The organism is Stenotrophomonas sp. STEN225 (assembly GCF_056756445.1).
In genome coordinates this window covers 1-16000 of record NZ_JBRRBV010000028.1, presented here as the reverse complement: position 1 = coordinate 16000, position 16000 = coordinate 1, and the positions used below count along the sequence as shown (strand labels likewise).

15 protein-coding genes are annotated in these 16000 nt (G+C 66.7%); 6 read left to right on the top strand and 9 right to left on the bottom strand.

Annotated features, from left to right (window positions below):
• Window positions 1-3: 3 nt before the first annotated feature.
• The 5 genes from ispH to murJ all read right to left on the bottom strand — a co-directional run bounded on the left by ispH (window position 4) and on the right by murJ (window position 6961).
• Window positions 4-954, bottom strand: coding sequence for a 4-hydroxy-3-methylbut-2-enyl diphosphate reductase (ispH, locus tag ACVOJ1_RS18460; RefSeq protein WP_346480751.1), 951 nt, complete (start codon window positions 952-954; stop codon window positions 4-6).
• Between the two features lie 27 nt (window positions 955-981).
• On the bottom strand, window positions 982-1506 hold the full coding sequence (gene lspA / locus ACVOJ1_RS18455; protein ID WP_346480750.1) for a signal peptidase II: 525 nt from the start codon (window positions 1504-1506) through the stop codon (window positions 982-984).
• Window positions 1506-4337, bottom strand: coding sequence for an isoleucine--tRNA ligase (ileS, locus tag ACVOJ1_RS18450; RefSeq protein WP_263177812.1), 2832 nt, complete (start codon window positions 4335-4337; stop codon window positions 1506-1508). The genes lspA and ileS overlap by 1 nt, the downstream gene beginning before the upstream one ends.
• Complete coding sequence (locus tag ACVOJ1_RS18445) at window positions 4334-5281, bottom strand: bifunctional riboflavin kinase/FAD synthetase (protein ID WP_053516122.1); 948 nt, start codon at window positions 5279-5281, stop codon at window positions 4334-4336. Before ACVOJ1_RS18445 ends, ileS begins: the two co-directional genes overlap by 4 nt.
• 75 nt (window positions 5282-5356) lie before the next feature.
• Complete coding sequence (gene murJ, locus ACVOJ1_RS18440; RefSeq protein ID WP_053516124.1) at window positions 5357-6961, bottom strand: murein biosynthesis integral membrane protein MurJ; 1605 nt, start codon at window positions 6959-6961, stop codon at window positions 5357-5359.
• Between the two features lie 117 nt (window positions 6962-7078).
• Here murJ and rpsT point away from each other — a divergent pair, with 117 nt between their 5' ends.
• Window positions 7079-7348, top strand: coding sequence for a 30S ribosomal protein S20 (rpsT, locus tag ACVOJ1_RS18435; RefSeq protein ID WP_005408560.1), 270 nt, complete (start codon window positions 7079-7081; stop codon window positions 7346-7348).
• A 189-nt stretch (window positions 7349-7537) separates the two neighbouring features.
• Here the strand turns inward: rpsT and cgtA are convergent, their stop codons facing one another.
• From cgtA to rplU, 3 genes are all read right to left on the bottom strand, one after another.
• Window positions 7538-8590 carry an Obg family GTPase CgtA gene (cgtA, locus tag ACVOJ1_RS18430; protein WP_065174613.1) on the bottom strand — a complete coding sequence of 351 codons (1053 nt, stop codon included), beginning with the start codon at window positions 8588-8590 and terminating at the stop codon, window positions 7538-7540.
• Between the two features lie 178 nt (window positions 8591-8768).
• Window positions 8769-9032: a 50S ribosomal protein L27 gene (gene rpmA / locus ACVOJ1_RS18425; RefSeq protein ID WP_053516127.1), complete on the bottom strand. Its 264-nt coding sequence runs from the start codon at window positions 9030-9032 to the stop codon at window positions 8769-8771.
• A gap of 18 nt (window positions 9033-9050) precedes the next feature.
• Window positions 9051-9359 carry a 50S ribosomal protein L21 gene (gene rplU, locus ACVOJ1_RS18420; protein ID WP_006424709.1) on the bottom strand — a complete coding sequence of 103 codons (309 nt, stop codon included), beginning with the start codon at window positions 9357-9359 and terminating at the stop codon, window positions 9051-9053.
• Window positions 9360-9677: 318 nt separating this feature from the next.
• Between rplU and uvrA the strand changes: the two genes are divergently transcribed.
• Together uvrA and ACVOJ1_RS18410 are read left to right on the top strand one after the other, a co-directional pair.
• Complete coding sequence (gene uvrA / locus ACVOJ1_RS18415) at window positions 9678-12662, top strand: excinuclease ABC subunit UvrA (RefSeq protein ID WP_346480749.1); 2985 nt, start codon at window positions 9678-9680, stop codon at window positions 12660-12662.
• A complete protein-coding gene (locus ACVOJ1_RS18410) occupies window positions 12662-13069 on the top strand; it encodes an acyl-CoA thioesterase (RefSeq protein ID WP_053516131.1) in 408 nt (135 codons plus the stop codon). Before uvrA ends, ACVOJ1_RS18410 begins: the two co-directional genes overlap by 1 nt.
• A 105-nt stretch (window positions 13070-13174) precedes the next feature.
• Here the strand turns inward: ACVOJ1_RS18410 and ACVOJ1_RS18405 are convergent, their stop codons facing one another.
• The gene (locus ACVOJ1_RS18405) at window positions 13175-13615 is read right to left on the bottom strand and encodes a copper chaperone PCu(A)C (RefSeq protein ID WP_053516133.1); all 441 of its coding nucleotides are present in this window, start codon (window positions 13613-13615) and stop codon (window positions 13175-13177) included.
• A gap of 34 nt (window positions 13616-13649) precedes the next feature.
• Between ACVOJ1_RS18405 and ACVOJ1_RS18400 the strand changes: the two genes are divergently transcribed.
• The 3 genes from ACVOJ1_RS18400 to ACVOJ1_RS18390 all read left to right on the top strand — a co-directional run bounded on the left by ACVOJ1_RS18400 (window position 13650) and on the right by ACVOJ1_RS18390 (window position 15930).
• Window positions 13650-14426: an enoyl-CoA hydratase/isomerase family protein gene (locus tag ACVOJ1_RS18400; RefSeq protein ID WP_053516135.1), complete on the top strand. Its 777-nt coding sequence runs from the start codon at window positions 13650-13652 to the stop codon at window positions 14424-14426.
• An 87-nt stretch (window positions 14427-14513) separates the two neighbouring features.
• Window positions 14514-15434: an acyl-CoA thioesterase II gene (gene tesB, locus ACVOJ1_RS18395; protein WP_414487809.1), complete on the top strand. Its 921-nt coding sequence runs from the start codon at window positions 14514-14516 to the stop codon at window positions 15432-15434.
• A gap of 4 nt (window positions 15435-15438) precedes the next feature.
• Window positions 15439-15930 (top strand): pathogenicity-like protein, encoded by a 492-nt coding sequence (locus ACVOJ1_RS18390; RefSeq protein WP_053516139.1) that lies wholly within the window; start codon window positions 15439-15441, stop codon window positions 15928-15930.
• Window positions 15931-16000: the final 70 nt, after the last annotated feature.

Here is a 16000-nt window from a genome sequence, read left to right as displayed (position 1 = left end):
CGGTCAGTCGATCAGGCGCAGGCGCAGTTCCTTCGGCAGCGCGAACACCATCGATTCCGGCTCGCCATCAAGCTCGGACACACTGCCGGCGCCCAGTTCGGCCAGGCGCGCAAGCACGCCATCGACCAGCACCTGCGGTGCCGACGCACCGGCGGTGACGCCGACGTGCTGCTTGCCCTGCACCCAGGCCGGGTTGATCTCATGGGCGCCGTCGATCAGGTAGCTCTCGACGCCTTCGCGCCGTGCCAGCTCGCTCAGCCGGTTGGAATTGGAGCTGTTCGGGGACCCGACCACCAGCACCAGATCGCAGCGCTTGGCCAGGTCACGTACCGCGTCCTGCCGGTTCTGCGTGGCGTAGCAGATATCGTCGTTCTTCGGCCCCTGCATGGCCGGGAAGCGCTCGCGCAGGGCGTCGATGATGCCGCGCGTATCGTCCACGGACAGCGTGGTCTGGGTGGTGTAGGCGAAGTTCTCGGGCTGGTTGATCTGCAGCGTGGCGACCTGCTCCACATCCTCCACCAGGTAGATCTGGCCGGTACCGGCTTCCCGGTTCCACTGCCCCATCGTACCTTCCACTTCCGGATGGCCCGCGTGGCCGATCAGCACCACGTCGCGGCCCGCACGGCAATGGCGCGCCACTTCGAAGTGGACCTTGGTGACCAGCGGACAGGTGGCATCGAATACCTTCAGGCCACGACGCTCCGCTTCCAGGCGCACTGCCTGCGATACACCGTGGGCACTGAAGATGACGGTGTTGTTGTCCGGCACCTCGTCCAGTTCCTCGACGAAGATCGCACCGCGCTGCTTCAGATCATCGACCACGAAGCGGTTGTGCACCACCTCATGACGGACGTAGATGGGCGCGCCGAGCGTTTCGATCGCGCGCTTCACGATCTCGATCGCACGATCGACACCGGCACAGAAACCACGCGGGTTGGCGAGCAGCACATCCATCAGTTCAATCTCCCGGCAGCGGCCGGCTTACGGTTTCGGAGTGGCATTATCCGCCTTTTTGGCGGACCTGCCGTCGAACAGGCCGGTCAGGGCGATGCCGATGGCACCGACCACGATGGCCGAGTCGGCGATGTTGAACGCCGGCCAGGTATAGCTGCCAACGTACCACTGGATGAAATCGACGACATGACCGTGCACCTGGCGGTCGATCACGTTGCCGAGCGCCCCGCCGATGATCAGCGCATAGGGAACGGCGGCCTTCCAGTTGCCACGGGCGGTGCCACGCAGCCACCATGCCATCAGGCCGCTGATGGCGATCGCCAGCGCCGTGAAGAAATACTTCTGCCAGCCACCGGCGTCGCTGAGGAAACTGAATGCGGCACCGGTGTTGTAGGTGCGATACCAGTTCCAGAAGCCATCGATGACCACCACCGGCTGGAACTCCGGCAGGCTCGACAGGACCCAGGCCTTGGACCACTGGTCCAGGCCGATGATGGCCGCCGACAGCAGCAGCCAGACCAGAGCGTTGGGATGCGGACGGGCGGCGCTCATCAGAACCAGCTCCGAACTTCGCCAGCGCCGTCGATGTTGCTCACGCAACGGCCGCACAGTTCCGGGTGATCGGCATGACTGCCGACGTCGGCGCGGTGATGCCAGCAGCGCACACACTTGGCCTTGGTGGTCGGCTGGGCACTGACGAACACCTCGTCGGTGGTTGCCGGACGCACCTGCACGTCACCGCTGATGAACAGGAAGCGCAGTTCGTCGGCCAGCGGCTGCCAGCGCGCCGCCTGCTCTTCGCTGGCGGCCACGGTGATCTCGGCCTCCAGGGCGGCGCCGATCGCGCCGTTGGCACGCATCGGCTCGAGCACCTTGGCCACCTGCTCGCGCACGGCCAGCAGCTGGTCGAAATCGGCAGCGTTGAGCTGGGCATCCGCCGGCAGCGGCGCCAGGCCCTCGTACCAGGTGGTGAACAGCACGTGGCCGGTGCGCGTGCCCGGCAGGTAGCCCCACAGCTCGTCGGCGGTGAAGGTCAGGATCGGTGCCACCCAGCGGGTGAACGCCTCGGCGATGTGATACATCGCGCTCTGCGCCGAACGGCGACCGTGCGAGTCGGTCGGCATCGTGTACAGGCGGTCCTTGGTGACGTCCAGGTACAGCGAGCCCAGGTCCACGCTGCAGAAGTTCAGCAGCAGCTGCACGATCTCGGCCATGTTGTAGCCGTCGTAGGCCGCCTTGATCTTCTCCTGCAGTTCCCACGCGCGATGCACGATCCAGCGGTCCAGCGCGACCATCTGGTCGAGCGGGCGCAGGTCCCGGGCCGGATCGAAACCGTCCAGGTTGCCGAGCAGGAAGCGCGCGGTGTTGCGCAGGCGACGGTAGGCGTCGGCATTGCGCTTGAGGATTTCCTGCGACAGCGACATCTCGTTGCTGTAGTCGGCCGAGGCGATCCACAGGCGCAGGATGTCCGCGCCCAGCTTGTTCATGATGTCCTGCGGCTCGATGCCGTTGCCCAGCGACTTGGACATCTTGCGACCGTGCTCGTCCACGGTGAAACCGTGGGTGAGGCACTGCTTGTAGGGCGCGCGCCTGTCGATTGCCACGCCGGTCAGCAGCGACGACTGGAACCAGCCGCGGTGCTGGTCCGAGCCTTCCAGGTACAGGTCGGCCGGCTTGCCGAAGCCACGCGCGGCCAGCACGCCTTCATGGGTGACACCCGAGTCGAACCAGACGTCGAGGATGTCGGTGACCTTCTCGTAGTCGACCGCTTCGGCGCCCAGCAGTTCGGTTGCATCCAGCGAGTACCACACGTCGATGCCCTCGGCTTCGACACGGTCGGCAACCTGCTGCATCAGCTCCACCGAGCGCGGGTGGATCTCGCCGGTCTGGCGATGGGTGAACAGTGCGATCGGCACGCCCCAGGTGCGCTGGCGCGAGATCGTCCAGTCCGGACGGCCATCGACCATGCTCTGGATGCGCGCCTTGCCCCAGGCCGGGAACCAGCCGACGGTGTCGATCGCGGCCAGCGCATCGCTGCGCAGGTTGGCCTTGTCCATCGAGATGAACCACTGCGGGGTGGCACGGAACACCACCGGCGTCTTGTGGCGCCAGCAGTGCGGATAGCTGTGGCGGATCGGGTGGAAGGCCAGCAGCGTGCCGTTGTCGCGCAGCACGCCGATGATGGCCTCCTGCGCCTTCCACAGGTGCTGGCCGGCCAGTACCACGTCACCGGCCGGCGGCGTCGATTCCAGGTACACGCCACGGCCATCGATCGGCGTCACCTGGCCGGCGTTGTACGTGTCGAGCAGGCCGTACTTCTGGCTGACCACGTAGTCTTCCTGGCCATGTCCAGGAGCGGTGTGCACCGCACCGGTACCGTCTTCGTCGGACACATGGTCGCCGTTGAGCAGCGGGATCGCGCGCCCGGCATAGAACGGATGCGACAGCAGCTGGTTTTCCAGTGCAGCGCCCGTGGTTTCGCCGTGCAGTACCACCTCCTCGACGCCGTAGCGCTGCAGCGCACGTCCAGCCAGCGCAGCGGCAAGCACCAGCCAGCGGCGCTTGCCGTTGTGCGCCGGACCTTCGGCCAGCACGTAACGGATGTCCGCACCCAGCGACACGGCCAGCGACGCCGGCAGCGTCCACGGCGTGGTGGTCCAGATCGGCACCGCCACGTCCACATCGGCCGGCACGCTCACGCCGAATGCCTGGCCGATGGCCTGCGGATCGCGCGCGGGGTATGCCACGTCGATCGCCGGCGATTCCTTTTCCTGGTATTCGATCTCGGCTTCGGCCAGCGCCGAACCGCAGTCGAAGCACCAGTACACCGGCTTGGCACCCCGCACCAGGTGGCCATTGGCCACCACCTTGGCCAGTGCGCGGATCTCGTTGGCCTCGAAGTCGAAGCTCAGGGTCTTGTACGGGTTGTCCCAGTCACCGGTCACGCCCAGACGCTTGAAGTCCACGCGCTGGATGTCGATCTGCTCCTCGGCGAACTCACGGCACTTCTGCCGGAATTCAACCGCATCGAGCTTCACGCCGACCTTGCCCCACTTCTTTTCCACCGCGATCTCGATCGGCAGGCCGTGGCAGTCCCAGCCGGGCACGTAGGGCGCATCGAAACCGGCCAGGTAGCGCGACTTGACGATGATGTCCTTCAGGATCTTGTTGACCGCGTGGCCCAGGTGGATGCGGCCGTTGGCATACGGCGGGCCGTCGTGCAGCACGAACAGCGGGCGGCCGGCGGCGTTGTCGCGCAACTGCTGGTAGAGCCCCTGCTCCTCCCACCGCGCCAGGATGCCCGGCTCGCGCTTGGGCAGGTCGCCGCGCATCGGGAAATCGGTGGCTGGCAGGTTCAGGGTGGTCTTGTAGTCCTGGCTCACGCAGTGGCTCGCAATCTATGTTCGGAAAGGATGGCGCGCGCCTGCTCGGCGTCGCGGTGCATCTGGTCGGTCAGTGCCGCCAGATCATTGAACTTCTCTTCGTCACGCAGCTTGGCGACGAATTCAACGTCGATGTGGCGACCGTACAGGTCACCCTGGAAATCGAACAGGTGGGCTTCCAGCAGCGGCTCCACGCCCTCCACCGTCGGCCGCGTGCCGAAGCTGGACACCGACGGCCAGGGCTGGTCGAACACACCGTGCACCCAGGTCGCGTAGATGCCCGACAACGCCGGGGTCTTGGGGAAACGCAGGTTGGCGGTCGGGAAGCCCAGCGTGCGGCCGAGCTGGCGACCACGCACCACGCGCCCGCTGATCGCGTAGGGGCGACCGAGCAGATCGCCGGCCCGGGCGAAATCGCCGGACTGCAGCAGCTGGCGGATGCGGGTACTGGAAATGCGCTCGCCGTGCAGGTCGACCGCCTCGATCTCGCCCGCGCTGAAGCCCAGCTCGCCACCCAGCTTCTGCAGCAGGGCCAGATCACCGCGGCGACGGTTGCCGAAGCAGAACTCCGGCCCGATCCACACTTCGCGGGCATTCAGTCGCCGCACCAGCAGCTGGCGGACGAAGGTTTCGGCCGGCATCGCCGCCATCGCTGCATCGAAGCGCAGCAGCCCCACCGCGTCCACCCCCAGCTCGCGCAGCATCTCGACCTTGCTGCGTGCCAGCGTCAGGCGCGGTGGTGGTGTGCCCTGGGCGAAGAACTCACGGGGCAACGGTTCGAACGCCACGGCCACCGCAGCCACGCCCAAGGCGCGCGCGCGCGCAACGGCATGCCGCACCAGTGCACGATGCCCCAGATGGAGGCCGTCGAATGCACCGATGCAGACCACGCTTCCGTTGGGGAACAGCTCCCCGCCCTCGACGCTTCTGAACAGCCTGCTCATCAACTCCCGTTCCGGCCCACCCGGGGCCGCCGCTTCAATGGTGTAACCCTGAAGTATAGCCGCCGCAGGCGACGATCAATGCCCGCGCAGGTCGCGCGGGCGGAAGCCCATGGCCAGCATCGCCAACAGATAGGTCAGGCCACCGCCCCCCACCAGCAGGATCAGGCCGCCGATCCGGTGCCATTTGTCCATCCCGGTGAAGGCCGGCATCCAGTACAGCAGGGCCAGCAGCACGCCGACCATGCACGCGCACGCCACCAGCAGCCGCACGAGGTAGCTGCCCCAGCCCGGCAGGCGCTGGTAGACATCGGTCTTGCCCAGCCAGTACCACAGCAGGCCCAGGTTCAGGTAACTGGACAACGCACTGGCAATGCCCAGCGCCAGATGCAGGCCGGGCTGCTTGCCGATGGCCGTCATTACACCCTGCGCCTTCAGCGCGTCCGGCACCATCACCTGATACAGCACGGCCAGCAGGACGAAGTTGAACACCATGTTGGCCACCAGCGCGGCCACGCCGGCACGTACCGGGGTGCGGGTATCCTGGCGGGCATAGAAGGCCGGCAGGACCACCTTCAACAGGGCGAACGCGGGCAGGCCGAAGCTCAGGCCATACACCGACAGCGCGGTCATGCGGGTGTCGAAGGCGGTGAACTGGCGGTACTGGAACAGCGTGGCGATCAGCGGTTCAGCCAGCAGCACCAGGCCCAGCATGGCCGGCACCGAGATCAGCAGGGTCATGCGCAGGCCCCAGTCGAGCGAGCGCGAGAAGCCCTCGCGGTCGGTGCTGACGTGGTGGCGGGCCAACGCCGGCAGGATCACCGTGCCCAGGGCCACGCCGAACACCCCCAGCGGCAACTCCAGGAAGCGGTCGGCCAGGGACAGCCAGGACTGCGAGCCATCCGTCAGCTTGGCCGCGATCAGGGTGTCCAGCAGCAGGTTGATCTGCGCCACCGAGGAACCGAACAGGGTCGGCACCATCAGGGTCAGCACCTTGCGCACACCCGGGTGGTTCCAGCCCCAGCGCGGCAGGGTCAGCAGATTGATGCCCTTGAGCGAGGGCAGCTGGAACAGCAGCTGCAGGATACCGGCCGCCAGCACGGCCCAGCCCAGCGCCAGGATCTGCTTTTCCGGGGTGCCGCCGAGTTGCGGCGCCAACCACAGCGCGCCGGCGATCATGCACAGGTTGAGGATGACCGGGGTCAGCGCCGGCATCGCGAAGCGCTGGAAGCTGTTCAGCGCCCCGCCGGCCAGCGCGGTGAGCGAGACGAACAACAGGAACGGGAAGGTCAGGCGGAACAGATCGACCAGCAGGGTCTGTTTGACCGGGTCGGTATCAGCGCCACTTGAGAACGCCACCGCCAGCTGGGGAGCGAAGATCAACGCCAGCGCGGTGACCACCAGCAGCGTCCCGCCCAAGGTGCCCGCCACGCGTGACATCAGTTCGCGCAGTTCGGTGTGGCTGCGGGTCTCCTTCACCTCGGTGAACACCGGCACGAAGGCGGTGGCGAAGGAGCCTTCGGCGAACAGGCGGCGCAGGAAATTGGGTACCCTGAACGCCACCCAGAACGCATCGGTGACCGCATTGGTGCCGAACGTGGTGGTGATCACCTGGTCCCGGACAAGTCCGAGCACCCGCGAGACCATGGTCATGCTGCTGAACGACAGCAGGCCCCGCAACATCTTCGGTGAACTCACTCAACGTCCCTCTTGACAATCGACTTGACGTACATTTCCCGCGCCATCATACTAGCCAGCTTGCTATTCCCATAACACCGATTTTTTCAGGAAACCACCACCGTGGCCAATATCAAGTCCGCCAAGAAGCGCGCCAAGCAGACCGTCGTGCGCAACGCGCGCAACGTGGCTCAGCGCTCGATGCTGCGCACCGCTGTCAAGAAAGTGATCAAGGCGCTGGACGCCAACGATGCCGCCGGCGCCGAAGCCGCCTTCGCCGTTGCCCAGCCGATCCTGGATCGCTTCAGCGCGCGTGGCCTGATCCACAAGAACAAGGCTGCTCGCCACAAGAGCCGCCTGAACGACCGCATCAAGGCCCTCAAGGCCGCCTGATCCGGTTGCCGCCGGGGCTGCCGTCCCGGCGACACGCAAAAGCCCGGCTCCGGCCGGGTTTTTTGTTGTCTGCACTCCGGGCCCTGCCCGCTTTCCGTAGAGCCGAGCCCATGCTCGGCTGCTGCCTGCATCGCAACCAACAAAAAACCCGGCCGAAGCCGGGCTTTTCTGGCGGGAGCCACAACGCCCTTACTGCGCGTTGCGGGCCTCCAGCTCCTCTTCCTTCTGCCGATCGAAGAAGGCCATGATCCGGCTCATGATCGGGAAGGTACCTTCGCGCCCCAGGGCGGAAACCAGGAACCAGGGCTCCTTCCAGCCCAGCTCGGCCACGATCTGCTCGGCCGCCGCCTTGGCCTCGTCCTCGAACATCAGGTCAGCCTTGTTCAGCACCAGCCAGCGCGGCTTTTCCAGCAGTTCCGGATCGTGCTTTTCCAGCTCGCGCTCGATCGCGCGCACCTGCTCGACCGGGGAGATGCCTTCCACGCCACCCTCCATCGGCGAGATGTCCACCAGGTGCAGCAGCAGGCGGGTGCGCTGCAGGTGGCGCAGGAACTGCGCGCCCAGGCCGGCACCGTCGGCCGCACCCTCGATCAGGCCCGGAATGTCGGCGATCACGAAGCTGCGGTAGTTCTCGACCTTCACCACGCCCAGATTCGGGTACAGCGTGGTGAACGGGTAGTCGGCCACCTTCGGCGTCGCCGCCGAGACAGCGCGGATCAGGGTGCTCTTGCCGGCATTGGGGAAGCCCAGCAGGCCGACGTCGGCCAGCAGCTTCAGTTCCAGCTTCAGCGTGCGCTCTTCGCCCGGCTCGCCCGGCAGCGCCTGGCGCGGCGAACGGTTGGTCGAGCTCTTGAAGTGCATGTTGCCCAGGCCGCCCCTGCCGCCCTTGGCCACCAGCAGGCGGTCGTTGTGCTGGGTCAGGTCGCCGATGATTTCATCGGTGGCGACGTTGATGACCACGGTGCCGACCGGCACGGTGATGGTCAGATCTTCGCCGCCCTTGCCATAGGCCTGCCGGCCCATGCCGTTCTCGCCGCGCTGCGCCCTGAAGATGCGGTCATGGCGGAAGTCGACCAGGGTGTTCAGGTTTTCGTCGGCGCGGATGTACACGCTGCCGCCCGCACCGCCGTCGCCGCCGTCCGGGCCGCCGAGCGGAATGAACTTCTCGCGACGGAAGCCAATGCAGCCGTTGCCGCCGTTGCCGGCGAACACTTCGATTTCTGCTTCGTCTACCAGTTTCATTGTTTCGATGCCTGCGATGGGCGCGGCCAACCTGCCGTCGCCTTGAATGTAATGCCAGCCGATGGCGGGCAACCCGGCGCAGCCGGTCTTGCTTTTACTCTAACGAAAAGCCCCGCCGAAGCGGGGCTCTTCATGCAGCATTCCCATGCCGGGGCACGGGTGCCGGCGGATGCCTGGATCAGGCTTCGGCCGAGACGATGCTGACGGTGCGACGCTTCTTCGGACCCTTGACCGAGAACTCCACCTTGCCGTCCACGAGGGCGAACAGGGTGTGGTCACGGCCCAGGCCGACGCCGGAACCCGGGTGGAACTGGGTGCCGCGCTGGCGCACGATGATGTTGCCTGCTTCGATGGCCTGGCCGCCGAAGATCTTGACGCCGAGGTACTTCGGGTTGGAGTCGCGACCGTTGCGCGAGGAGCCTACGCCCTTTTTATGTGCCATGACTGCTTCTCCTGATGCTTAGCCGGCGATGCCGGTGATCTCGATTTCGGTGTAGTACTGACGGTGACCCTGGCGCTTCATGTGGTGCTTGCGGCGACGGAACTTGATGATCCGGACCTTGTCAGCACGACCCTGGGACAGAACCTTGGCGGTGACGGCGGCGCCCTTCAGCGCATCGCCCAGCTTCACGCCATCGCTGTCGCCCAGCATCAGGATGTTGTCGAACTTGATCTCGCTGCCGACTTCGACTTCGAGCTTTTCAACGCGGAGCTTTTCGCCCTGCGCCACGCGGTATTGCTTACCGCCGGTGACCAGTACTGCGTACATGACCAGGCCTTCCTCTGTAGTTATTGTGGTCTGAGCTGCCGCCATCGAGGGCGGACAGGAGCGGAATTGTACGCAGATCAACGGCCGCGGGTCAAGTCAACCCCTGAACGGGCTGGGGGGCCCGGCCGGAACGGGGTCGGATCCCTTTTCACAACGTGAGAAGGGGATCTGACCCCCACCTGTCGGCCTGTCTCAGAAGGTGAGACACCGGGCTGGCATTGTCGCCCATTGCCCCCATCTGGTCACCTCGGTAGGCTGACCGATTGCCGTTCCCTGCTGGCCCGGCACCCAGCCAACGCCCCCACAACCGGATTCCCCATGGCGATGGATTTCATCCGCATCCGCGGCGCGCGGACGCACAACCTGAAGAACCTCGACCTCGACCTGCCCCGCGACAAGCTGATCGTGATCACCGGCCTGTCCGGCTCGGGCAAGTCGTCGCTGGCTTTCGACACGATCTACGCCGAAGGCCAGCGTCGCTACGTCGAGTCGCTGTCGGCCTACGCCCGGCAGTTCCTGAGCGTGATGGAGAAGCCGGACCTGGACCACATCGAGGGCCTGTCTCCGGCGATCTCGATCGAGCAGAAGTCGACGTCGCACAACCCGCGCTCGACGGTCGGCACGATCACCGAGATCTACGACTACCTGCGCCTGCTGTACGCCCGCGTCGGCACGCCGCGCTGCCCCGACCACGGCTATCCGCTGGAAGCGCAGACGGTCAGCCAGATGGTCGACCAGGTGCTGACGCTGGACCCGGAACAGCGCTACATGCTGCTGGCCCCGGTGATCCGCGATCGCAAGGGCGAACACGCGCAGGTATTCGATCAGCTGCGCGCACAGGGCTTCGTGCGCGTGCGCGTGGATGGCGAGCTGCATGAGATCGACGCGGTGCCGCCGCTGGCGCTGCGCCAGAAGCACACCATCGAGGCAGTGATCGACCGCTTCCGCCCGCGCGAGGACATCAAGCAGCGCCTGGCCGAGAGCTTCGAGACCGCGCTGAAACTCGGCGACGGCATGGCCTCGGTGCAGAGCCTGGACAACACCGCCAGCGCGCCGACCCTGTTCTCCTCCAAATACTCCTGCCCGGTCTGCGATTACTCGCTGCCGGAGCTGGAACCGCGCCTGTTCTCGTTCAACGCGCCGATGGGCGCCTGCCCCGGTTGTGATGGCCTGGGCATGGCCGAATTCTTCGATCCCTCGCGCGTGGTCGTGCATCCCGAGCTGTCCCTGGCCGCCGGCGCAGTGCGTGGCTGGGACCGTCGCAATGCGTACTATTTCCAGCTGATCGCCTCGCTGGCACGTCACTACAAGTTCGACGTCGATGCCGCCTGGAACTCGCTGCCGGCCAAGGTGCAGCAGGCGGTGCTGTATGGCAGCGGCGAGGACGCAATCACGTTCACCTACTTCACCGAAGCCGGCGGCCGCACCCAGCGCAAGCACCGCTTCGAGGGCATCATTCCCAACCTGGAACGCCGCTACAAGGAAACCGAGTCGGCGGCCGTGCAGGAGGAGCTCGGCAAGTACATCAGCGAGCGCGCCTGCCCCGAGTGCAACGGTGCCCGCCTGAACAAGGCTGCGCGCAACGTGTTCGTGGCCGACCGGCCGCTGCCGGACCTGGTGGTGCTGCCGATCGACGAAGCCCTGAAGTTCTTCAGCGAACTGAGCCTGCCGGGCTGGCGTGGCGAGATCGCCTCGAAGATCGTCAAGGAGATCGGCGAACGCCTGGGCTTCCTGGTCGACGTGGGCCTGGACTACCTCACTCTGGAGCGCAAGGCCGATACCCTCTCCGGTGGCGAGGCACAGCGCATCCGCCTGGCCAGCCAGATCGGTGCCGGCCTGGTCGGCGTGATGTACGTGCTCGACGAGCCGTCGATCGGCCTGCACCAGCGCGACAACGAACGCCTGCTGGGCACCCTCACCCGCCTGCGCGACCTCGGCAACACGGTGATCGTGGTCGAGCATGACGAAGATGCGATCCGCCTGGCCGACTACGTGCTGGACATCGGCCCGGGCGCGGGCGTGCACGGTGGCGAGATCGTCGGCCAGGGCACCCTGCAGGACATCCTGGATGCACCCCGTTCGCTGACGGGCCAGTACCTGTCCGGCAAGCGCTCGATCGAGATCCCGGCGCGGCGGCACCGGCCGAACCCGAAGATGACCCTGCATCTGCGCGGCGCCAGCGGCAACAACCTGAAGGGCGTGGACCTGTCGATTCCCTCGGGCCTGCTGACCTGCGTGACCGGCGTGTCCGGCTCGGGCAAGTCGACGCTGATCAATGACACCCTGTTCTCGCTGGCCGCCAACGAGATCAACGGCTCCTCGCACCCGGTCGCCCCGTACAAGGAGATCGATGGCCTGGACCTGTTCGACAAGGTCGTGGACATCGACCAGTCGCCGATCGGCCGCACCCCGCGCTCGAACCCGGCCACCTACACCGGCCTGTTCACCCCGCTGCGCGAGCTGTTCGCACAGGTGCCCGAAGCGCGTGCGCGTGGTTATTCACCGGGTCGTTTCAGCTTCAACGTGCGCGGCGGACGCTGCGAGGCGTGCCAGGGTGATGGCCTGATCAAGGTCGAGATGCACTTCCTGCCGGACGTGTATGTGCCCTGCGATGTCTGCCACGGCAAGCGCTACAACCGCGAAACGCTGGAGATCCTGTACAAGGGCTTCAACATCAACGACGTGCTGGAAATGACCGTCGAAGATGCGCTGAAGCTGTTCGAGCCCGTGCCGTCGATCGCGCGCAAGCTGGAAACGCTGGTGGATGTCGGCCTGAGCTACATCAAGCTGGGACAGAGCGCGACCACGCTGTCCGGTGGTGAAGCGCAGCGCGTGAAGCTGTCCAAGGAGCTGTCGCGCCGCGATACCGGCCGCACCCTGTACATCCTCGACGAACCGACCACCGGCCTGCACTTCCACGACATCGAAGCGCTGCTGGGCGTGCTGCACAAGCTGCGCGACGAAGGCAACACGGTGGTGGTGATCGAGCACAACCTCGATGTGATCAAGACCGCCGACTGGATCGTCGACCTGGGGCCGGAAGGCGGCCACCGGGGTGGCACCATCCTGGTCACCGGCACGCCGGAAGACGTGGCCGCCTGCCCGCAGTCGTACACCGGGCAGTTCCTGGCACGCATGCTGCCGTCCACCAGTGCGCGCCCGGAGCAGCCGGCCGCCGTGGCCAACAAGCCCGACGCCCGGCCGCCGCGCAAGGTGAAGCCGGAGAAGGTGACGAAGAAGGCCGTGGCCGCCAAGAGCACCGGCAAGGCCAGCAAGAGCACGACCAAGAAGAAGGACGCCTGATGAGCAGCGAACACAAGATCCTGGCCCGCATCCCGATCAGCGTGCGCTGGCGCGACATGGACAGCATGGGCCATGTGAACAACGCCAAGTACATCTCCTACCTGGAGGAAGCGCGCGTGCGCTGGATGCTGGGCGTGGAAGGCGTGTCGATGACCGACCGCATCGCGCCGGTGGTGGCCGCGACCAACGTCAACTACCGGCTGCCGATCGTGTGGCCCAACGACATCCTGGTCGAACTGTTCGTCGAGCGCCTGGGCAACAGCAGCGTCACCATCGGTCACCGCATCGTCGACCAGCAGGACGAGTCGAAGCTGTACTCCGATGGCAACGTGGTGGTGGTCTGGATGGATACCCAGACCGGCAAAAGCGCGCCGCTGCCGGACGCGATCCGCAGCGCATCGAGCTGATGCACTGCGGGTGGGTGCCGGCCCGGGTCGGCCCCACTCCGCCGGGTATGGCCCGGCGCTACCGACGCCGGTCCGACCCTGATGCCCGGCGGAACGGGCGCTGCATCATGGAGCGGCCTTGCGTACCGTCAGCGTTGCGCTGGCGGTGCCACCGCCCTCCAGCTGCAACTGCAGCGGCACGACCTGCCCTTCCTTCAAAGCTCCCTCGCCTTCCATCAGCATCAGGTGCAGGCCACCGGGCTTGAGCTCGGTGCGCGCCCCGGCTGCAATCGGCAGCCGTTCGACTTCGCGCATCCGGCTGACACCGTCGACCACGGTGGTCTCGTGCAGTGACACGTCGCCGAAGGCCCTGCTGCCCGCGCCCACCACCGTTACCGGCGCTGCGCAGCGGTTCACGATCGTCCCGTAACCCGCCGTCATCGGCATGGCCGGGTTCGGCGGCAGGCGCACCCAGCCCTGCTCCACCGTCACACAGCGCGATTCCGCCGCCGCTGCTGCGGACGCACACAGAAGCAACAGTACGCCAACGAATGGTTTGGTTATCATCGCCCACGTTCCTTCTTCGCAACGAGACCGCAGCATGACGACGCTCATCGAGGTGATCAACCATGGTCCCATCCGCGAACTGCGCCTGGCGCGGCCGCCGGTCAATGCGCTGGACACCGACCTGTGCCGGCAGCTGATCCACGCCGTCGAGCAGGCCATGGCCGACGATGCGCACGGCATCGTGCTGTCCGGCAGCGAGCGCGTGTTCACCGGCGGCATGGACGTGCCACACCTGCTCTCCCACGGCGATGACAAGCACAAGCTGCTGGATACCTGGAATGCCTTCTTCGGCGCGGTACGTACGCTGGCCGAGAGCCGCATCCCGGTGGTCGCCGCGATCACCGGCCACGCCCCTGCCGGCGGTTGCGTGCTCGCCCTGTGCTGCGATTACCGGGTGATGGCGCGCAGCGCCGACCCGGCACGCCCGTATGCCATCGGACTGAACGAGGTGCAGGTCGGCCTGATCGCACCGGAAGGCATCCAGCGCCTGCTGCGCCGTACCGTCGGCGTGCACCGCGCGGGGGTGCTGCTCACCACCGGCGCCCTGGTGCCGGCCGAGCAGGCGCTGCAGATCGGCCTGGTCGACGAACTGGCCGAGGGCGATCTGGTGGTCGCCCGCGCCGTGGCCTGGCTGCAGAACCTGCTCAGGCAGCCGCGGCAGCCGATGCTGCTGACCCGCGCCGTGGCCCGCAATGACCTGCACGAAGCGCTGCACCCGGACCTGATCCAGCTGGACCGGTTCGTAGAGGCCTGGTTCGCCCCGGACGCACAGAATGCCCTGCAGGCGCTGGTGGCGCGGCTGGGCAAGTAACGGTCTCCGCGCTCTGGGGTCAGCCCCCTTCTGCAATGCGAAAGGGATCCGACCCCGGACCGGTATAATCAAGGCCTCTTCATTGTTGTGGCCGCCCCCTTGAACGACACGCCCGAACCCGTCGTCTCCGAGCTGATCGACCTGCTCACCCTGGAGCGGCTGGAGGACAACCTGTTCCGCGGACAGAGCCGCGACATCGGCACCAAGTACGTGTTCGGCGGGCAGGTGCTGGGCCAGGCGCTGGCCGCCGCCCAGGCCACGGTCGACAACGGGCGCCATGTGCATTCGCTGCACGCGTATTTCCTGCGGGCCGGCAACATCGACCATCCGATCGTCTACGACGTGGACCGCACCCGCGATGGCGGCAGCTTCTCCGTGCGCCGGGTGACCGCGATCCAGCATGGCAAGGTGATCTTCTTCTGTGCTGCCTCGTTCCAGCAGGCGGAGACCGGTGCCGAGCATCAGCACAAGATGCCCGAAGTGCCGCAACCGGAAGACATCGAGCCGAACCGCCCGTTGCCGGCCGAAGTGCTGGAGCGGCTGCCGATCAAAGTGCAGCGCTGGCTCTCGCGCGGTGGCCCGTTCGAGTTCCGCCACGTCTATCCCCGCGACGAACTGAATCCGCCCAAGCGCCCGCCCTATCACCAGGTCTGGATGCGGTTGAGCGAACCGGTCGGCGATGCCCCCGAGCTGCACCAGGCGCTGCTGGCCTACGCGTCCGACTTCCATCTGCTGGGCACGGCGACCTTCCCGCACGGTATCAGCTACTACCATCCGCACGTGCAGATGGCCTCGCTCGACCACGCGATCTGGTTCCACCGCCCGTTCCGCGCCGACGACTGGCTGCTCTATTCGCTGGACAGCCCCAGTGCGCAGGATTCGCGCGGCCTCGCCCGCGGCCAGTTCTTCACCCGCAATGGCGTGCTGGTGGCCAGCACGGCACAGGAGGGCCTGATCCGCGTGGTTCCCGACCAGACTGCAGCGGCCGCCGTGCCGGCCAAGGACTGATCCGATGCGTCAGATCTTCAGCAGCCAGCGTGTGGAAACCGTCGAGGGCGTGGCCGAGCTCCTGCGCAGCCATGGCATCGAAGTGAAGGTGACCAATGGTCGCTCGTACAAGACCCGGCGGCGCGGCCAGTTCAGCTATACCGACCTGGGCAATACGCAGGGCTATCCAGCGGTCTGGATCGTGCGCGCCGACGACCAGCCGCGTGCGCGCGACATCCTGCGCGATGCACGCCTGCTCGATACCACCCGCCGCGACCATCCCACGGCCGAGTTCGCGTTCCGCGACACGCCGGATGCCGGCAGCGGCGGGCGCAGCTGGGCCTGGCGGATCCGCATCGCGCTGCTGGTGGTGATCGCTGGCGTGGCGCTGGTGATCGGCCTGCGCCACCGCGGTGGCCCGGCCCCCGCAGCACCCGCCCCCGCCCCACAGACGCAACCGCAGCAGCCCGCGCCGGAACAGGAAGAAGTGCGGGTCCGCATCCAGCCCTCGAAATGACGCGCCGGTAGCGCCCGGCCCATCCCCGCGAGCGCAGCGGGCCGAAAAACCCCCCGGGCAGGCCCCCCGC